Genomic DNA, 20218 nt, shown 5'->3' with positions numbered 1-20218 from the left:
TTAATTTATGATCGCCTTAATCCAACGAGTTAAACAAGCTAGTGTTACAGTAGAGAATAATATTGTTGGGCAGATTAATCAGGGTTTACTAATTTTACTCGGTGTTGAGCAAGGTGATGACGAACAAAAAGCAATTCGTTTATGTGAAAAAGTATTAGGTTACCGTATTTTCAGTGATAGTGAAGGAAAGATGAACTTAAATGTTAGCCAAGCTAACGGCGAAGTATTGGTTGTTTCTCAATTCACACTGGCAGCAGATACTAAAAAAGGAATGCGTCCCAGTTTTACTAAAGGCGCAAAACCTGATGAAGCAAATAAACTTTACCAATTTTTTGTCGAACAATGCCAACAAAAAATATCAACTAAAACAGGACAATTTGCCGCCGACATGCAAGTATCTTTGATCAATGATGGCCCAGTAACATTTTGGTTACAAGTTTAACCATATAATCAAAAATACATTTTGCTAATATTTGATAAATTATCGCTGTTTTTTATATTTCATTAACAACAATTGAAATGAGTTCTTTTAATTTCCTGTTAATTTTAACATATCGGATACTAGCAAAGTAGAAGATGAGCATTAACTAAATTAATCATCAATCGTTAAATTACGAGTAGTCAAATCATATGGCGTTAACTGATAAACATAATAGTTAAGCCAGTTACTAAATAACAAATATGCATGGCTACGCCACGTTGCTTTTGGTGCAATATCAGGGTTATTATCAGGAAAATAATTATAAGGAATATCTGGATTCATACCTGCCTTTACATCACGAACATATTCATTAGCTAATGTAAATGAGTCATATTCTGGATGCCCTGTTACAAATGCCATACGTTTATCAGGGGTTGCCATTAAATAAGGCCCTGTGATATCGGACTTTGCCAGGATGGTTAAATCTGTATAATTGCTAATTTTATCAATTGGAAAATCCGCATAACGGGAGTGTGGAGCTAAAAAAGTATCATCAAATCCACGTGTTAAAATTGCATTAGCCTGAGCAATTTGGTGCTGATAAACGCCTGACAGCTTATGCGCACGAGTAAATTTAGGTAAATCATATAATATATTCAATGCAGCTTGAACGGCCCAACAAACAAACATAGTCGATGTCACATGATCTTTTGCCCACGTTATAATTTCAGTTAATTTAGGCCAATAAACAACATCAGAAAAAGCGACTTTACCCAAAGGTGCACCAGTAATAATTAATCCATCAAAATTTTGTTCGCGAATATCATCAAAATCACAATAAAAACTGTTTAAATGCTCAACTGGTGTATTTTTTGACTCACGTTGATCGATACGTAGTAATTGAATATTTATCTGTAAAGAGGAATTAGATAGTAAGCGTAAAAATTGATTTTCTGTCTCTATTTTTTTAGGCATTAAATTTAGAAAAAGAAGCTTAAGAGGGCGAATTTCTTGTGTATTAGCACGTGATGAAGTCATAACAAATACATTTTCATTACGTAGCACGTCAACAGCAGGTAATGAATCAGGAATGCAAATAGGCATAACAAAAGCTCCTAACAACGATAAATTATGTTCAACATTAAAAGCAGACGTCTAGAAATCTATACAGCTAAATATAGTGTGTTTTGGATCATTTGTCGAGGTTTTTTATTAGACAATAATAAACATAATATTTTAAACAAAATCATGCCAATAGCTAATTAATAAATATTATCATTACTACCATAGGTTAATAAAAATAAAGAGAGCTTGCTTAAAAAGCGCTTGTATCAGTACGCCAAGTATCAGCCGTAAGAGCCTCACCAAAATAGCTATTGATTAATTTTTGGGTAATATCACTGAGGGGGGAAGCTAACACCTCCGCTGTATTGCCATACTCAACAAGATCGCCATTATGCATAACTAAAATTTCATCACTAATATGTTTCATCATACCAATATCTTGAGTTACATAAACATAAGAAATATTTTGCTCAACTTGTAATGACAACATCAAATTAACAATCTGTGAACGCATGGAAATATCTAACGCAGCCAAAGCCTCATCTAAAATAATAACTTTAGGCTTTAAAATTAATGCTCTAGCTAATGCGACACGTTGTTTTTGTCCTGCCGCCATTACCGAAGGATAATACGAAGCATGTTCAGGCAATAGCCCCACTTGTTTTAATACGCTATTAATGAGCCTTTCACGTTCATGAGCATCATAATTCGCATTGCGTTTAAGTGGAATTTCTAGTAATTGCCCAATACGTAATCTTGGATCAAATGAACTTTCTACGTGTTGAAATATCATTCGGATCAACTGATAGCGATGGCTGTAATCACCATATTGAACTTTATTACCATCAATCCAAATATCACCACTATCGGGTTTTATCATACCAACTAGCATTTTAGCTAAAGTAGACTTTCCTGAGCCATTTTGCCCAATAATAGCCAGAGTTTTGCCTTCATTTAATGAAAACGAGATAGGATTAACCGCATTAATTTGCAAATGACCAAAAAGCCCTTTGGGGATTTTAAATCGCTTTGATAAATTGCGTACTTTTAATATTGGACTCATCTTTATATTCCTATTATTTATGGCAACTCATCAGTATTTAACGGAAAATGGCAAGCAACAGCATGATCTTTTAACGATATAAGCTCAGGTGCTTGGATACATTTTTTTTGTGCATAAGGGCACCGAGGACCTAAACGGCAACCGATGGGTAAATGCTCTAAAGATGGAATAACCCCTGGCAAGGTATTTAATGGGCTTTTATGAGGCATTGATTTACCAAAATCAGGAATCGCATAAATCAAAGCCTGAGTATATGGATGATAAGGTGATTTAATTAAATCTTCACTATTCGCAATTTCAACCGTTTGACCACAATAAAGCACATTAATACGATCAGTCCATCTAGTTACCATTTGCAGGTCATGATTAATAAGCAAGATAGTTGTGCCCAAATTCTGATTCATGCTAGCCAATAGCCTAAATATTTGCGCTTCGGTTGTTGCTTCCATTGCATTTGTTGGCTCATCGGCGATAAGTAGTTTTGGCTGATTAGCTAATGCGATAGCTATCATAACTTTCTGGCATTCACCTTCAGTCAATTCAAATGGATAAGATTTTAATATTTCCTGATGATTTTTAATTCCTACTCGATGTAATAGCTCAATGGCTCGATGTTTACGCCAAAATAACCTTTGCCACCAATGCCCCTTAAATGTTCTTCTCGGTATAGCGTCTATTAACTGTTGCCCTACTTTCATAGAAGGATCTAAACAAGATTGAGGCTCTTGAAATATCATGGATATATTTGCACTAATGACTTTTCGTCGCTGCCTAGGCGTTAGCTTAAGAAGATCAATATCATTAAAATAAAAGCGATCTGCTGAAATTTTCCAGTTATGATTAGTAACGCCTAAAATAGCTTTAGCAATAAGGCTTTTCCCTGAACCAGACTCTCCAACAAGGCCACGAATCTCACCTTCAGATAATTTCAGATTAATCCGGTCAATTGCACGCAAAAGACCATCAGGGGTAATAAATTCAATGGTTAAATTTCGAATATCTAACAAAGCCATCGTTAATGTCCTGCTCGGCGACCATACAATCCAAAGTTGAATAAATAAACCAAAATAATTGTTGCTGAAACCGCAATGCCTGGAGATAAAAAGGCCAAATAATTGGTTGCAATGATATCTTTCATTTGAAACATCATCATTCCCAAATCTGGACGGGAAACATCATTAGCAAAACCTAAAAAAGTTATAGTGGTGATAGCTAAAATAATTGAAGAAAATAATGAAACAATTTCAGTCAAATAAACAGGTAAAATGTTAGGTATAATATAATGATTTAAGATTGCAAATGAAGATAATCCATCAAGCCTATAAGCCGTAATATACGTTTTATTCCATTCGTTGATAGCGCGTTGATGAATATTGTAAATAAAGCGAGGGCTGTAAGAAAATCCAATCACCAATAACATATTAGTAATATCATCTTTTAATAATAAACTAATTACAATCACACCAAGCAGCGGCGGTACAACCATACAAAATTTAAAAATAAATAATACGAAAGGTCGTATAAATGATATAAAAAACATTAAATAATTAATTAATCCGCCAACAGCAACCACATAAAATACTACTTTTAATGTCATTGACATAGTCGAACGATAACCGATTAACAAATAATCAAAAATATCTTGCCCTTTAGCATTCGTACCTAATATATGATTGATATCACCATTGGGCCACCAAGCAGGCGGTAACCAAGAGGGATAGATAGGATTTAAATGGGCATGAAAAAACCATTTAGTTGATAATGCTATAAATGCGATCGCTAATATGCCATAAAAACCAACAATTAAGTAAAGATTACTATGTAAGCGATTAAAGCTTAATTTTATATTTTTAAGTAATCTAGCTAGCCTAAACATAATGTTCCTTATGACGCAAAGGATAAATAGCAACTGCCAAAATTTCACCTAATAACGTTAATAAACTAATGACAGAACCACAAGCCAGAATTGCAATAGATATAATAAAATAATTGTGATGACGATACGCGATCATCACCCATTGCCCTAATCCTATTCGATTAAACAAAATTTCAATTACCATAGTTGAAAATAACAGTGTAGTTGTATTATATGTCAACTGAGGAATAGTCGCTGGGATTGAATTAGGCAACAAGTGTCGACGCAAAACTTTAAATGGCGATCGCTCACGAATGATCGCCATTTTTATAAAATTCTGGCGCGATATACTTTTCACATTTTGACTGATTAATTGAATCGTCATAATGCACGGTTGAATGGCTAAAATAATGATAGGCAAAAACAAATAGTGCAGTTGCTCAAATAATACGTGCCATTTAAAAGTTTTTGACGCGCCAAAAATATCCAATAACGAAGTGCCAGCAGCTACTGGTGACACATCAAAATTCATCGATACTGACCAAGTTGGTGATAACCAATACATGATGACAACAACCAACATAACGATAGGGCAAGAATACAATAATAAAGATCCCAAACGAATCATATTATTTAGCCAATTAATATGACTAAGACCAAGAAAGATCCCCAAAGGTAACCCAATAAATAAAGCCACGAATAAAGCGAGAATACAAAGTTCAAATGTAGCCAATAAGGTGTGAAAAAACGGCACAGTTTCACCCGTTAACAATCTAAATTGCCCTTGCAACAACTGTTTAAAAAAAGCGCAATAACTATCGACAAAACTTAGATTGTTAAAATTAAACATTGAATGGGGGGCAAAATAAACTAAACAAAAACTAATCTGAGCCAATACGCAGATAATAAATAAACAGGTTACTATTTTTTTGAAAATATAGATAATCATTATTTATCTTTATTGCTATTTGAGTAAATAAAACACGGTGGCATAAAAATAGCTCACCGTGCTTTAATTTACTTATTGATTATCCGGTATCACCGGTTTACTTGCTGCAGCATAAGCATGATTTTGTGCGCTTAAACCACCAGCATGGCCTTTACCCTCAAAATGATAATTTGATTCTTCACGCGATTTTATTCCAACATCACAAGCCACATATTGTGGCGCAGGTGCTTTAGTCATCACAGAAGAAGAATAGCCTGTTGATGGTGAATCATTAATTGCCAAATCATTATGATTACTATTTTTCAAGTGATCTTGCGTTTTTGCAAATAAAGAACTTTTTGGTTGCGTATCGACAATAACGCTATCAACACTAGCAACACGATTTACTTCCTCTTCATTTTTTACAATAACAGGAAGTAAGAGCGAAGGGATAACAGGTACCACAGTATTTGGTGCATCACTTACTATTTGGCTGTAATCAACTGCCACTCGACCTAATGCTAATTCTAATGATGCTGCTGCAAATGGAAGCGGCATTGGTGACTGCTTTAGCTCCACATTACGGGATCGGCGCTTATTCCGTTGTCCATTCATGCGTAAATGCCGTGAAGTACGGCGCTGGCGCTTCGGTTGAGCTTCCGATGCAATATTATTGTATTGCGCTGATTCAGAAACAATAATTGGCAACAATAAAGAAGGAATAACGACTCTTTCTTGTTCAATTGGTCTGGTTATATCAACATTTTTTACGCGAACACTTTTCGTTAATGCGCGTTGTTGGCGCCTTGGTCTAGCCTCACGCTGTTTGGGGGGTACCGCCTCATCCAAGGTTTTATCAGCTTTAAAATGATTTGCTGAGTTTGCAAGGTTAGCATTTGCATTACTATTTTGTTTAGCTCTGCGATGATTATTTCTACTCGACGGTTTGCCCTCTTCAGTAGAACTTGTTGCAACGGTATTCGTGTTACCAGCCAAATTGTTGTTTCGGTTATTACGTTGACGTCGATTGTTTGAACGTTGATCGCGTCTTTTGGTCGTTTTCGGTTTAACCTCTGGCTGAATTTCCACTTTTTCTGTGACAAACAGTTTACGCAATTTACCAAATAATCCACTAAATAGGCTACCTGATTTTTTAGCTTTTGGCTCAGCCTTTTCTTTTGGTGCGACACATGCCTCAACTTTTGGACCTGATAATACCGCTTGCTCAACAATAACTTCAACAGCTTGTTGCTCATCTTCCTCTTCTTCAAGCTCACGAATCAATTTTGGAAGATTATAGCTTAACACATCAGTCTCTTCACCGACACGCTTACGAATCACTTTATAGAGAGGCGTTTCCATCTCTTCATCACCAGCAATCACAATTTTGACATCAGGGTGCATTCTTTCAATATTAGTAATTGCCCGACGTTTTTCATTAAGTAAATAACTGGCTATTGGTACTGGAACAATAACATCAATTTGTACGGTATTATCTTTCATCGCCTCTTCTTGAATTAACCGAAGGATAGATAAAGACAATGAGTTACTATCACGAACAGTGCCCGTGCCTTGACAACGAGGGCAAATATGATGAGTTGCTTCTCGTAATGAAGGACTTAATCGTTGGCGAGACATTTCGAGCAAACCAAAGCGTGAAATGCGGGTTGTTTGGATACGAGCACGATCTGTCTTCATTGCTTCTTTCAGGCGATTTTCCACCTCACGCTGATTACGAACAGGCGTCATATCAATAAAGTCGATAACAATCAAACCACCTAAGTCACGTAAACGTAACTGACGGGCGATTTCTTCAGCCGCCTCAAGATTAGTATTAAATGCAGTTTCTTCAATATCACTACCACGGATTGATTTAGCTGAGTTAATATCGATAGCTGTAAGCGCTTCAGTGGCATCAATCACAATTGAACCGCCAGAAGGCAAGCGAACTTCACGTTGGAATGCCGACTCAATCTGACCTTCAATTTGGAAATGATTAAATAACGGTACATCTCCCTCATAAAGCTTTAAGCGGCTCACGTACTCAACTCGCCCTAAATCGGCTAACCGTTTTTTAGCAATTTCAAGCACTTTAGGATTATCAATTAAAATATCGCCCACATCATCACGTAAATAATCACGAAATGCTCGCGTGATAATATCGCTTTCTTTGTGAATTAAACTGGGTGCTTGATGCTTTTTAGCTTCATTCTGAATTGCCGTCCAGTAGTTAACCAATGCATCTAAATCTTGTTGTAACTCTTCTTGGCTTTTGCCAACACCCGCAGTTCGAGCTATTACCCCCATACCTCTAGGTTTTTCGATGGCATCAATAATACGTTTTAAATCAGCTCGTTCCTCACCCTCAATACGGCGCGACACACCACCAGCACGAGGATCATTAGGCATCAAGACTAAATAACTACCTGCTAAGCTAATATAAGTTGTTAAAGCCGCGCCTTTTTTACCGCGAATCTCTTTTTCAATTTGGATAAGGACTTCTTGTCCTTCTTGCAGATGTTTTATACTACGACGACCTGAAATATTAGATGGGAAATAACTTTCAGCAATCTCTTTTAAAGGTAAAAATCCATCGCGCTCACCACCATAAGAAACGAACGCAGCTTCTAAACTTGGGTTAATTTTAGTGATTTTACCTTTATAAATATTCGCTTTCTTTTGTTCATGCCCAAGGCTTTCGATATCTAAATCATACAAGCGTTGACCATCAACAAGCGCAACACGCAGCTCTTCTTGCTGGGTTGCGTTGATTAACATTCTTTTCATTATTCTACACTCTTCATTAATCTTAATTAACTGTAGGTAGAATCTTATTATTGATAAGTGATTATTTTAACAATGATAAATAATGGTACTTAACTAAATATTTGTATACGGCATTCATTATTTTATTTATGTTATTTTTGTTATTATTTTATGTGAACCCGATACCGCTTACACAGCATCAACATAGCGCATCAGACACAACGCTTTGTAAAATGCTAAGTATATAATTTATTGAAGCTATTAATATGGTTAATTTGCAAACCTGAATATTTTACTGGTTTTAGCAAACAAACTTAATCTTTCTGCAATTGTTTAAAATAAACATATTATCTCATTATAATGATTCTACTTACGCTATTTTATTTTGACAAACTGTAATGTCTAACGCCATTGCTGCATTACAAGGGTAAAACTACCCGCCACTATTATTAACGTTTCAGCCAAGGATAGCAAGAAAATTAAATTCGCTATTTTATAAACAGTTAAAGATTTATTTTTTGCTTATTTTTAACTATGTTACCTCATTATAAATAATTAATTTGATTTCCTTAACTTTTTATACTGAAACGTATCGTTCACTAAAACTTCTTTACACTTTTTTGTTTTATTAATTAGTTAAACATTTAACAAAAAATAAAACATTGAAGCAATTATGCATAACAAAACTTAATTAGTATAATTATGATTAGATAATAATTTAAATACCAAATAGGGTTGTTTATGAACACTACCGATAAAATCGCCTTGCTTAATTTTACCACTCGCTGGGTTAACCAATTCAGTTACGCACCGCAAAGCGAAGAACTGCATGCTATACCTTCGCCTTGTATTTTAAAAACAGAAAATCTCACTGTATTTTGGCAACCCTTTTTATTAAAGCCGCCAAGAGATCTTGCTATTGCTGAGCAAATTGTGGGCATTACTTTACATCCTAACGCACATATATTTTATGGTACACAATATGCTGCCAATATGACGGCTAAATTGCATGACACCCACTTAACATTAATCCAAGCATGGAATGATGATGATTTTTCCAATTTAGAACAAAATTTAATAGCCCATTTATCCCAACAAAAAAAATTAAAACGAACACCAACGACTTTTATCGCGTCAACAGATGAAAATACCGAAATTATTGCAATAAATAATTTAACTGGCGAAGTCGTAAAAGAAGATTTAATTACAGGTAAACTTTCTATTCTAGCTCATGATTTAACCACTTTTTTAAGTAAACTAATTGTTACTTGTTAAGCTAATGCTGCTCAACAATAACGCAATATATGTTTATATCAATAGCAATCGTAAATGCTATCAAAATTGTATCTTATAAAATAATGTGTATATAATGCGTTAAAAGTCATTAGATCAGATAGGTGAATTATGTTTGAATATTTAACAGCAGCGCCGGCAGATCCTATTTTAGGACTGGCCGATCTTTATAATAGAGATGAACGCACCAATAAAATTAATTTAAGTGTCGGTGTTTATAAAGACGAAACAACCCAAACACCTATTTTAGAAAGTGTAAAAAAAGCGGAACATTTTTTATTAAATGATGAAACCACCAAAAGCTACTCACCTATTGATGGTATTAAAGCATTCAATACTGTAACGCAAATTTTGCTTTTTGGATCTGAAAACGAACGAGCAAGAACAGCACAAGCACCGGGCGGTACTGGCGCTTTACGTATAATGGCAGATTTTTTAGCTCGCCGAACCAAAGTTAAACGTGTTTGGGTCAGCAATCCGACTTGGCCCAATCATCGTAGTGTATTTCAAACTGCTGGCCTTGAAGTGCGTGAATACCATTATTACAATGCACAAACACACACACTTGACTTTGATGCCCTGATAAATAGCTTAAGCCAAGTTGCCGCTGGTGAAGCAGTATTATTCCACGGTTGCTGTCATAACCCAACAGGCATCGATCCAACACCAGAACAGTGGCAAGCCATCTCAGATTTAGCCATAAAAAATGGTTGGTTACCCCTATTTGACTTAGCTTATCAAGGCTTGGGGCAAGGTATAGAAGAAGACGTCTATGGACTACGATTATTTGCTAATCATCACCCTGAACTCCTTATTGCTAGCTCATATTCTAAAAATTTCGGCTTATATAACGAGCGCGTTGGCGCCTTCACGCTCATTGCCGCAAATACTGAAATTGCCGAGCGCGCCTTTAGCCAAGTCAAAACCATTATTCGAGCCAATTATTCTAACCCTCCTGCCCATGGCGCTAAAATCGTCTCTTATATTTTAAATAATGAGGAATTAAAAGAAGAATGGATTGACGAACTAACTAATATGCGTCAACGCATTCACCGCATGCGTCAATTATTTGTCAAAACACTGCAAGACAAAGGGGCAAATCAAGATTTTAGTTTTATTGCTAAACAAAATGGCATGTTCTCGTTCAGTGGTTTAAATGAAGAACAAGTGCTTAAATTGCGCGACGATTATGGCATATACATTGTTAATTCAGGACGTATTAATGTGGCAGGGATGACATTGGATAACATGTCTAGACTTTGTGAATCCATTGTAGAAGTGCTTTAATACCGCTAATAAGCAAATAGATTATTAGCGCGGCTTTTTATACCATAACACTAGAGGCACTCCAATGGTGAGTGTTTCTACTTATTCGTTTACATTCAACATCATCCTACCTTTAAAAATCATTCAGAAAACCCATTGATTTTATTGAAGTTTTTTGATTATTTTTTATACAAAATATAGCTTAATAAACTAGCGTTATTTAGCGCAAAAAACCGCTTTCTTATAAACTATTTCATGCATTTATTCTATTTAGTTATATCTATATACAAACTGATTATTAGACGATAACTCAATAATTACTAATAATTGTTTAATAACGTAATAACAATGATTAAGGATAATGTCGTGGCGTCACATGTTTTGGATTTTTTAATTTTGGGAAATAACTTCGGCACTAGTGAAATGCGTTCCATTTGGTCGGAAACAAATCGTTTGAAAAGGCAAGTGGATGTCGAAGTTGCTTTAGCCAAAGCTGAAGGCGAGCTAGGTGTTATTCCAATTGAAGCGGCCAACTCAATCATTGCTAATGCCGATGCTTCAAAACTATCAATTGATCAAATTGCCGAAGAAGCAGCAAAAGCGAAGCACTCATTAATGTCGACAATTAATGCACTACAAAAACAAGTTGGCGAGGCAGGCCAATATATCCATTACGGTGCAACCACACAAGATATTGTCGACACAGCAACCGTTTTACAATTAAAACAGTCTTTTACTGTCATTGAGCGAGACACTAAACGGGTGGCACTTGAGCTAAAACGTTTAGCCAAACAGTACCAATATTTACCTATGGTTGGGCGAACTCATGGCATGCAAGCACTACCTACAACTTTTGGATTTAAACTTGCGGTGTGGCTAGATGAATTTATTCGACACTTACAACGTTTAACCGAAATCAAACAACGGGTATTAGTCGGCAATATTAGTGGAGCAATTTGCACTTATGCATCAATAGGCAAATTAGGACCACAAGTTGAATCACGTGCTTTAACTTTACTCGGACTTAATACCCCTAACATTGGCTGGCAAGCGGCACGAGACCGTTTTTCTGAATACTCATCGGTAATAGCACTAATCAGTGGCACATTAGGAAAAATTGGGAATGAATTTTACAACTTAATGCGTACCGAAATTAACGAAATCGAAGAGCCTTTTTCTGAAGGAAAAATTGGATCAACAACCATGCCACATAAACGCAATCCAGCAGCATTAGAAGGATTAGCCAGCCTAACGGCGCCACTTTTAAAAAGTGTTGCGTTAATTCATGAATCAATGAAAGTTGAACATGAGCGTGATGCCATGAGCTGGCGAGCAGAGTGGATAGCACTACCTGAAATAAACCTTTATATTTCAGCCCAATTACAAATCGCATTAACTGTACTAAAAGGTCTAAAAGTTAACGCTGATCGCATGATAACTAATTTACAACTACAAAATGGCTTACTGCTGTCTGAAAAAGTCATGTTTGAAATAGGTAAACGATTAGGCAAACAGACTGCGCACCATTTAGTTTACCAAAGTGCAATGAAAGCATTTGAACAAAATCGACCATTTAAAGACATCCTATTAGAAGATCCCAACTTGAACAACGAGTTTACCGAATCTGAACTTGATGCTTGGCTTGATCCTATTAACTATCTCGGCTCTGCTCCTGAAAAAGTAGAACAAGTGATTAAATATGCTGATTATTGTGGAGTGTTAGCATGAGTTTTCGCTTAATGACTCATAATGACATTCCAGCTTATCAAACACTATTACATCGTGCTTATCATGCCACGACTAAATTAGGCATTCATTTTGCAGCTGCAACCGCCAATCAATCACAAATTGCTGAGCATCTTGAATCTAATGCGGTGTATCTATTTGAGAAAGAGGGACAGTTACTATCCACGTTAAGTATTCGCTTTCCATGGGGAAATAATCCTGGACCTTATGGGTTACCGCATTTAGGTTGGTTTGCAACCGATCCTCAATATAAGGGTAAAGGGTATGGAAATACATTATGGAATTTTGTTGAACAGCAAATCCTGATTAATCAACTCAAATTACCTGCTGTGACCTTAGGTACCGCAGCAAATCATCCATGGCTTGTACAAACTTATATAAATAAAGGTTATAAAAAAATAGGGCAAGCAGATTTAACGCCCGATCATACGACCTTCTATTTTGAAAAAATCTTAAACCATAAAAGCTATACCCAATGGAAACAAAGGAGTAATAAAGCATGAAAAAAATAAGTACGTTATTATCCGCTATTTTATTAACCAGTCTAGCCTTAATTGGTTGTGATAATAAATCCAACGACCAAGCAACAAAGCAAAATATCATTAAAGTTGGCTCTACAGGACAAAGCTATCCAAATGGTTATAAACAAGATGACAAATTAGTGGGATTTGATGTTGAAGTAACTCAAGCCATTGCTCAAGAACTAGGTTATCAAGTCGAATGGGTGATTGCTGAATTTGGCGGTTTAATGGGGCAATTTGATTCAGGGCGATTAGATACCGTTGCAAATGCGGTTGCCATAACACCAGCCCGTCAAGATAAATATGACTTTTCCAACACCTATAGCTTTTACGGTAGCCAGATTGTAACCCATAAAGATAACAAAGATATTAATAAGCTATCTGATTTTAAAAATAAAACTATTGCTGGTGTGCTAGGATCGAATCATATTAATAACCTAAAAAAAGCTTTCCCTAATAACGACGTAACTATCAAAACCTACGAAACCCGTGATGGCGCAATGTATGATACGGAATACCAACGAGTTGATGGTTATGTCAATTCTAAACCTATTTTACTTGCTGAAATTAAACGTAAAAATCTACCGTTCAAATTAGTTGGAGAGCCAATTACTATTGAGCAGGTTGCTTTCCCATTTAGTAAAGACGAAAAAGGCCAAGCGCTGCGTGAAAAATTCAATCAAGCCATCGAAAAGCTACGTGCCAATGGTACATTGAAAAATCTTTCAATTAAATATTTTGGTGAAGATATTACATCATGAATTTTAATGTAAATTATTTCTTAAGTGTATTTCCGCAGATCTTACCTTATCTGCCCGTTACACTTTTTATTACCATTGTATCGATTACGATTGCCATTATATTAGGGCTAGCCATTGCGCTATTACGCAACAACAAAATAATCATTATCGATTCTATTTTTGCACTATTTATTTCACTGTTTCGTGGCATACCATCCGTTGTTTTACTCTTTATTATTTATTATGGTCTACCACAAATTTTTCCTATTTTAAAACAAATGGGCGCAACTACCGCTGCAATTATCTGTTTCAGCTTAAAGTACTCATCCTATTTAGCCGAAATTTTTAGAGCAAGCTTAGAGTCAGTCGATCATGGGCAGAAAGAAGCAGGGCTAACGGTTGGGTTAAGTAAAATGCAAGTCTACAGAGGCATTATTCTTCCGCAAGCCATGATCAATGCCTTACCAAACACAGGAAACATGTTTATATCATTACTTAAAGATTCCTCTGTCGCCTTTTTTGTTGGCGTTCAAGAGCTATTAGCCGCAGGAAAAATGTTAACCGCTAATTCTTTTCTCTACTTTGAAACCTATTTAGCTGTTGGCATTATTTACTGGCTTACTGTTGTGATTTATTCATGGATACAAAAACAGTTAGAACAAAAACTTTCTGCGCCATATCATCGTTAAGGAGAATGTTATGATTACAGTATCGCATTTATCTAAACGTTTTGCTAATAATGAAGTCTTAAAAGAAATCAACTTAAATATCAAGCAAGGTGAAGTAGTTGCGATTATTGGGCCATCAGGATCTGGCAAATCCACCTTATTACGTTGTTTAAATTTATTAGAAAAACCGAATAATGGCACAATTCAAATTGGCTCAGCAACGCTTGATGCAAAACATTATAGTCATAAAGAAGAGGCCAATTTACGCAAACAATCAGCAATGGTCTTTCAACACTACAATTTATTTAAAAATAAAACAGCGTTAGAAAATATTACCTACCCGCTTATTGTTGGGCAAAAGATAGATAAAAAAGAAGCGGAAAAACTCGGCTTATCATTATTAAAGCGCGTTGGTATGTTACCTTATGCCAAACAATATCCCATTACCTTATCTGGTGGTCAGCAACAGCGCATCGCAATTGCAAGAGCACTGGCAGTCAAACCCAAAGTACTATTATTTGATGAGCCCACTTCTGCGCTCGACCCTGAACGAGTACACGAAGTCTTACAAGTCATGCTACAGCTGGCAAAAGAACGAACCTCTATGATTATCGTGACACACGAAATGGAATTTGCCAAGTACGTTGCAGACCGCGTTATCTTTATGGCTGATGGCGTGATTGTGGAAGAAGGGCTAGCAAAATCAGTCATAGACAACCCACAACATGAAACTACACAACGTTTTTTGCGCCAGCTAACAGATGAAATTGACTTCGAAATTTGAACAATAGCCACAACGACTTTAACTCATTGTATTGATGATTAAATTGTACTAGTGATTAAATTGTATTAGTGATTAAATTGCCTTGCTGATTAACATATGAAAATTAAAGCGTAAAAGAATAAGATAATAAAAATTGGCGAAGATCCAAACCTGTTGCCAGTTGCTGAATATCTGTTAATAACCGTGCTGTTTTCGATTTATCTTTAACTGCGGAAAGTAACTTTAACGACATTTCACTCTGGCTATATGGATTTTTAGGTGAGCCTTTAGGAATATCAACACGTTGGCTTATTGTTTTACCGTTTTTGAGACCAATATCAATAATCACATAACGTCCATTATAAGCATCAGGATGTGGCGCAAGCTGTATTTGATAACTGCGCGTCATCTTTTGCATCAATTGTTTGATTTCATAAGGAATAGGTTTTGCAGAAAACTGCTCGAAACTTAACGGTAACCCTAACAAGGTTAAAGCCAAAATATATTCAGCCGAAAAACGCCCTTGTTGCGCTAATGAAGGTGTCTTATATATCAATGCCGCATCACTATTTGATGGCACAAAATAAATCGTAATATCACTAACATTATCAAGATTAAAATCAGGATCTTTATATAATAATTGACCTGCATCGGCAACATAGGCCGCAGCTGAACAATAAGAATAATTTTTAAACCATAAACCAGGTTCAACAATCTTCCAAACATCCCCCCAATGACTTAAATCAAAATGTGTATTACCTTGCCCATAAATAGCCAAAAAACCTAATTTATCGTCTAAAAAATTCTGATCAGCATCTATGCCAGCTCTTAACCATTCAACGGACTGAATGGCATGTTGAGCGGCTAAGCCTGCATGCAAAAACTTAATTGGCGTGCCCATTAACAAACGCATCCCCGAAGCTTGAGTTGCTGACAAAGCTAAAGCTTGCGATAAAAACGGTTCATCATAAAGGTAACAAATCGCAGCCGTTGCCGCGATCCCCCCCAAAGTAATAGTTGCATGCCAACCTTTTTCGTAATGCTCAGGATTAACACTTTTACCTAAGCGTGCCATCACCTCAACACCAATAACATAGGCTGTCAAAAAACGCCGCCCGTCAATCTTTTGCTTATCATTATCTAATCGAACGCTGGCAATAAGTGCCGACAAAATGACCGATGAAGGATGACCTCGAACATCTGAATGTACATCATCATAATCTAAACAGTGCGCTTGAAAGCCATTAAAAAGCGCTGCTTGCCTTGCCGTAACTAGCTTCTTTTGGCCGATTAACCACGCTCTAGCATTTCCCCCCTCATCTGCTATCCACGCTAGCAATTTCTGAACGTCATCTTCATGGCAAGCTTGCAAACTACAAGCAAAATAATCCGTTACCCCATTAATCGCACAATTAATAACTTGGGGATCACTAATTATTGGCGTGTTTTTTATCAAAAAACTTAATTGTTGCCCTAAATTCATTTTCATTCTCAATAAATGCAATAGCGATTTGATAATTGGGTTTACTTTACCACAAGTAAAATAGTGAACAATAAATAATAAGCTAAAGATAATATGATTAAATTTTAACAACTCGAAGCCAGAAACAATAAGTATTAATCTATTTATATAATCATGTTTGCCTATTACATTATATGCTAAAATAGCCTCATTCAATTGAAATCGAAAATTAGCGCAACTATGTCAACTTGTTATATTGCTTTAGGCAGCAACCTTGAAGATCCATTAGCACAAGCCAATCGTGCAATTGTTGCATTAAAACAGTTGCCAAACACAAAAGTAGCAGATATTTCACCTTTTTATCGAAGTAAACCTCTTGGACCACAAAATCAGAATGACTATCTGAATGCAGTAATAAAACTGACAACGAATTTATCCCCTATTGAACTACTTGACGAGCTACAAACAATTGAAAAAGCGCAAGGCCGTGTGCGTAAAGACAACCGCTGGGGCGCAAGAACCTTAGATTTAGATATTTTGCTTTATGATGATTTAGTCATTAACAGTGAAAGGCTAACTATCCCTCATTACCATATGAAAAATAGAGAATTTGTACTCTATCCACTATTTGACATCAGCCCAGAGCTGATTCTACCCGATAACGATAAATTATATGACTTAGTAACTCGATGCCCTAAAAATGAACTAACGAAATGGGATAAGTAATTATCTTAATTAATAACATATAGTTGTATTATTTTATTTAGTTTTAAGCAAAAAAATGATAAAAAAAATTTGCCAAAGGCTGAATTATTGCTATAGTTTAGCGCTTTTAAATAATCTGCACTTAAGGGGATTGCTGTGAAAAAAGAACAAAAAGCAAACACATCTTCACTTAGCCTGCTTTCAGTTGCTGGGCTTGAGCCTTATAAAGAGGCAAAAGGTGAGGAGTACATGAATCCTAAGCAATTGGAACATTTTAAGCTTATTTTAGAAGCTTGGCTTGCACAACTAAAAGATGAAATGGGTAAAACCGTTTCGCACATGCAAGACGAAGCAGCGAACTTTCCAGATCCTGCTGACCGAGCAACACAAGAAGAAGAGTTCAGTCTTGAACTACGCGCTCGCGACAGAGAAAGAAGGCTCATCAAAAAAATTGAAAAAACATTAAAGAAAATCGAAATAGATGATTTCGGTTATTGTGAATCATGTGGTGTGGAAATCGGGATTCGCCGTCTAGAAGCAAGACCAACGGCTGATTTATGTATCGATTGTAAAACACTTGCAGAACTTCGCGAAAAACAAATGGGCAAGTAATTGCTACGTTATTAATTACCACCGCCATTCAACCCGATATGCCTAAGCGTTATATTGGTCGTTTTGCCCCGTCACCATCAGGACCATTACATTTTGGTTCATTGGTGACAGCGCTTGGTAGCTATTTACAGGCTAAATCTTGCCATGGCAAATGGCTAGTTCGTATCGAAGATATCGACCCACCACGAGAAGTTAAAGGCGCATCATCTCTCATTTTAAAGACTTTAGAAACATTTCATTTATATTGGGATGATAACGTATTATATCAATCGGCTTGCCACGAACGTTATCAAGCAGTATTACAATCGCTATTGAGTCATCAGCAAGCCTATTATTGTGATTGTACAAGGCAACGAATACAGAAATTGCCTAACGGGCATTATGACGGTTATTGTCGCCATAGGCATTTAAAGATTAACCAATCACAGTTGGCTATTCGCCTAAAACAAAACCACCCTATTTCTGAATTTACAGATAAAATTCGTGGCTTGCAAACAGTAGAAACAGCTAGTGCACAAGAAGATTTCATTATTCACCGTAAAGATGGTCTATTTGCATATAACTTAGTGGTAGTGTTAGATGATCATAAACAAGGAATTACCGAAATTGTGCGCGGAGCCGATCTTTTACCGGTTACCGCTAAACAAATGTCACTCTATAAGCTTTTTGGCTTTTCTCTGCCAAACTATTGCCATTTACCACTAGTACTAGATAACAACGGCAATAAGCTTTCAAAACAAAACCATGCAAAGCCCATTGAGCTAAATAATAGCAAATCATTAACGGCGCACGCTCTGCAATTTTTAGGGCAATGTCTACCAAAAGACTGGCAAGATGCCAGCCAACAACAGCTATTGCAATGGGCAATACAACATTGGCAAATTGCGAAAGTACCCAAACAAAATACCCAGTTACCCACCAATATAGGATAAATTACCAGTCATACCGACATTATGCACATGTAATAAATGCTTTTCTGGTTTTATTTTTAACGAAGCAAAGATGCGTGTTATAAGTTGTTGTTTTTGCGCTGAGCTTTGAAGTAAATCACGCAAATCAACCGCGGCCTCACCAAATAAGCAATAATGCAATTTACCAATTGATGACACACGCAAACGATTACAACTTTTACAAAAATCTTTTGAATACGGCATAATTAGCCCAATTTTACCTTGATAATCGCTATGAGCATAAACTTTAGCTGGGCCTGATAGTGGATTTTTGAGTTGCAACTGCCAACCCTGTGCAATTAACTGTGCCTCAATAACATGGCCAGATAAGTGATAACGATTAAATACATCGCTACTTTCACCTGTTTCCATAAGTTCAATAAAGCGTAATTCTACGGGTTTATCTTTAATCCATGACAAATAATCATCTAAATTATCGTTCATGTTTTTCATTAACACCGTATTAATTTTGACTTTTTTAATACCTACTTCTAACGATTTTTCGACACATTGCATTAATTCTTTAAGCTTATCTTGACCCGTAATTAATTTAAATAAATGCGGAGAAAAGCTATCAATACTAATATTAATTGCATTTAAACCTGCTTGATGCCAGTGATGAATATTTTTTAATAAACGTGAGCCATTAGTGGTAATGGCCAGTTCTTTAACACTAGAGTAAGAAGAAATGAGCGACAAAATATCCACAAAATCGCGACGTAAAGTCGGCTCGCCACCCGTTAAGCGAATTTTGCTTACCCCAAGTTCAGTAAATGTTGCCACAACATGATCAATTTCACTGAGCGACAAAAAATTATGCCCTTTCTTGGGTTGATAACCATAAGGTAAACAATATTGACACTGAAAATTACACAGCTCAGTAATCGACAAACGCAGATATTGAAATCGACGTTGATAATAATCAACTAATTGCATATATACATTAAACACCTTATCCAAATCGGGAAGCATAGCCATTTCTGCGCTATACCGCGGCTAATTCACCTTATGAAAAATCACTTAGGTAAAAGAGCTTCAGAGTTTGGCTCAGTCTAACATAGGCATTATTTTTTGACTATGAACAAATTAACCTTTGCAAGCGACCTAGGTACCCAACAATAAAGGCTTACTTATAGACAAGGTATTAATAAGCAAAATATTTATATATACCTAATATTTTATTTGTTATGAATAAATTTACATTATGTTAATTTATGCTATCTTATGCGGTTTATTTAATTCATTGGTCATATTATATGATTATGATCAACAACTGGTAAAAACCAAGGAATAGTGTTTAAGTTGTCGCATAGCAGATGTTTTCAATAACAGCGTGTTTATATAAAACTAATTAACTATCAATAAATCGTGCAATTAAATCATTCATTTTCAAA

At 36.0% G+C, this 20218-nt stretch carries 19 protein-coding genes and 1 riboswitch; of the genes, 11 read left to right on the top strand and 8 right to left on the bottom strand.

Annotated features, from left to right (window positions below):
- The first annotated feature begins 7 nt into the window (after window positions 1–7).
- On the top strand, window positions 8–442 hold the full coding sequence (dtd, locus tag A9G47_RS01720; protein WP_065567417.1) for a D-aminoacyl-tRNA deacylase: 435 nt from the start codon (window positions 8–10) through the stop codon (window positions 440–442).
- Between the two features lie 150 nt (window positions 443–592).
- Here the strand turns inward: dtd and metA are convergent, their stop codons facing one another.
- From metA to rne, 6 genes are all read right to left on the bottom strand, one after another.
- Entirely contained in the window at window positions 593–1525 is a 933-nt protein-coding gene (metA, locus tag A9G47_RS01715; RefSeq protein WP_065567416.1) for a homoserine O-acetyltransferase MetA, read from the bottom strand.
- Window positions 1526–1736: 211 nt separating this feature from the next.
- Window positions 1737–2549, bottom strand: a complete 813-nt coding sequence (locus tag A9G47_RS01710; RefSeq protein WP_065579905.1) for a peptide ABC transporter ATP-binding protein — start codon at window positions 2547–2549, stop codon at window positions 1737–1739.
- Window positions 2550–2566: 17 nt separating this feature from the next.
- Window positions 2567–3562: a peptide ABC transporter ATP-binding protein gene (locus tag A9G47_RS01705; protein WP_065579906.1), complete on the bottom strand. Its 996-nt coding sequence runs from the start codon at window positions 3560–3562 to the stop codon at window positions 2567–2569.
- A 2-nt stretch (window positions 3563–3564) separates the two neighbouring features.
- Window positions 3565–4425, bottom strand: coding sequence for an ABC transporter permease subunit (locus A9G47_RS01700; RefSeq protein ID WP_065567413.1), 861 nt, complete (start codon window positions 4423–4425; stop codon window positions 3565–3567).
- Entirely contained in the window at window positions 4418–5353 is a 936-nt protein-coding gene (locus A9G47_RS01695; protein ID WP_065567412.1) for an ABC transporter permease subunit, read from the bottom strand. The genes A9G47_RS01700 and A9G47_RS01695 overlap by 8 nt, the downstream gene beginning before the upstream one ends.
- Window positions 5354–5425: 72 nt before the next feature.
- Complete coding sequence (gene rne / locus A9G47_RS01690; protein ID WP_065642013.1) at window positions 5426–8119, bottom strand: ribonuclease E; 2694 nt, start codon at window positions 8117–8119, stop codon at window positions 5426–5428.
- A gap of 720 nt (window positions 8120–8839) precedes the next feature.
- Here rne and syd point away from each other — a divergent pair.
- From syd to A9G47_RS01655, 7 genes are all read left to right on the top strand, one after another.
- A complete protein-coding gene (gene syd / locus A9G47_RS01685) occupies window positions 8840–9373 on the top strand; it encodes a SecY-interacting protein (RefSeq protein WP_065567410.1) in 534 nt (177 codons plus the stop codon).
- Window positions 9374–9502: 129 nt separating this feature from the next.
- On the top strand, window positions 9503–10678 hold the full coding sequence (locus A9G47_RS01680; RefSeq protein ID WP_065567409.1) for an amino acid aminotransferase: 1176 nt from the start codon (window positions 9503–9505) through the stop codon (window positions 10676–10678).
- 345 nt (window positions 10679–11023) lie between these two features.
- A complete protein-coding gene (gene purB, locus A9G47_RS01675; protein WP_065642012.1) occupies window positions 11024–12385 on the top strand; it encodes an adenylosuccinate lyase in 1362 nt (453 codons plus the stop codon).
- On the top strand, window positions 12382–12906 hold the full coding sequence (locus tag A9G47_RS01670; protein WP_065567408.1) for a GNAT family N-acetyltransferase: 525 nt from the start codon (window positions 12382–12384) through the stop codon (window positions 12904–12906). Before purB ends, A9G47_RS01670 begins: the two co-directional genes overlap by 4 nt.
- Entirely contained in the window at window positions 12903–13685 is a 783-nt protein-coding gene (locus A9G47_RS01665) for an amino acid ABC transporter substrate-binding protein (protein ID WP_065567407.1), read from the top strand. The genes A9G47_RS01670 and A9G47_RS01665 overlap by 4 nt, the downstream gene beginning before the upstream one ends.
- The gene (locus A9G47_RS01660; RefSeq protein ID WP_065567406.1) at window positions 13682–14353 is read left to right on the top strand and encodes an amino acid ABC transporter permease; all 672 of its coding nucleotides are present in this window, start codon (window positions 13682–13684) and stop codon (window positions 14351–14353) included. The genes A9G47_RS01665 and A9G47_RS01660 overlap by 4 nt, the downstream gene beginning before the upstream one ends.
- A 10-nt stretch (window positions 14354–14363) precedes the next feature.
- Window positions 14364–15116 carry an amino acid ABC transporter ATP-binding protein gene (locus A9G47_RS01655; RefSeq protein WP_065642011.1) on the top strand — a complete coding sequence of 251 codons (753 nt, stop codon included), beginning with the start codon at window positions 14364–14366 and terminating at the stop codon, window positions 15114–15116.
- Between the two features lie 103 nt (window positions 15117–15219).
- Here the strand turns inward: A9G47_RS01655 and A9G47_RS01650 are convergent, their stop codons facing one another.
- The gene (locus A9G47_RS01650; protein ID WP_065642028.1) at window positions 15220–16578 is read right to left on the bottom strand and encodes an MmgE/PrpD family protein; all 1359 of its coding nucleotides are present in this window, start codon (window positions 16576–16578) and stop codon (window positions 15220–15222) included.
- Window positions 16579–16797: 219 nt separating this feature from the next.
- On the opposite strand from A9G47_RS01650, the gene folK reads away from it, so the two are divergent.
- The 3 genes from folK to gluQRS all read left to right on the top strand — a co-directional run bounded on the left by folK (window position 16798) and on the right by gluQRS (window position 18806).
- A complete protein-coding gene (gene folK, locus A9G47_RS01645; RefSeq protein WP_065579913.1) occupies window positions 16798–17283 on the top strand; it encodes a 2-amino-4-hydroxy-6-hydroxymethyldihydropteridine diphosphokinase in 486 nt (161 codons plus the stop codon).
- A 135-nt stretch (window positions 17284–17418) separates the two neighbouring features.
- Window positions 17419–17874 carry an RNA polymerase-binding protein DksA gene (dksA, locus tag A9G47_RS01640; RefSeq protein WP_065567402.1) on the top strand — a complete coding sequence of 152 codons (456 nt, stop codon included), beginning with the start codon at window positions 17419–17421 and terminating at the stop codon, window positions 17872–17874.
- Between the two features lie 38 nt (window positions 17875–17912).
- The gene (gene gluQRS, locus A9G47_RS01635) at window positions 17913–18806 is read left to right on the top strand and encodes a tRNA glutamyl-Q(34) synthetase GluQRS (protein ID WP_065567401.1); all 894 of its coding nucleotides are present in this window, start codon (window positions 17913–17915) and stop codon (window positions 18804–18806) included.
- Here gluQRS and moaA read toward each other — a convergent pair.
- On the bottom strand, window positions 18786–19760 hold the full coding sequence (moaA, locus tag A9G47_RS01630) for a GTP 3',8-cyclase MoaA (protein WP_065567400.1): 975 nt from the start codon (window positions 19758–19760) through the stop codon (window positions 18786–18788). The two genes, gluQRS and moaA, sit on opposite strands and share 21 nt — an antisense overlap.
- Window positions 19757–19877: riboswitch (molybdenum cofactor riboswitch) on the bottom strand. Its footprint overlaps the gene before it by 4 nt.
- Window positions 19878–20218: the final 341 nt, after the last annotated feature.

It is taken from the genome of Gilliamella sp. WF3-4 (genome assembly GCF_001690275.1).
In the GTDB taxonomy this organism is placed as follows: Bacteria; Pseudomonadota; Gammaproteobacteria; order Enterobacterales; family Orbaceae; genus Gilliamella; species Gilliamella apicola_C.
This window is presented reverse-complemented; position numbering and strand designations above follow the sequence as displayed.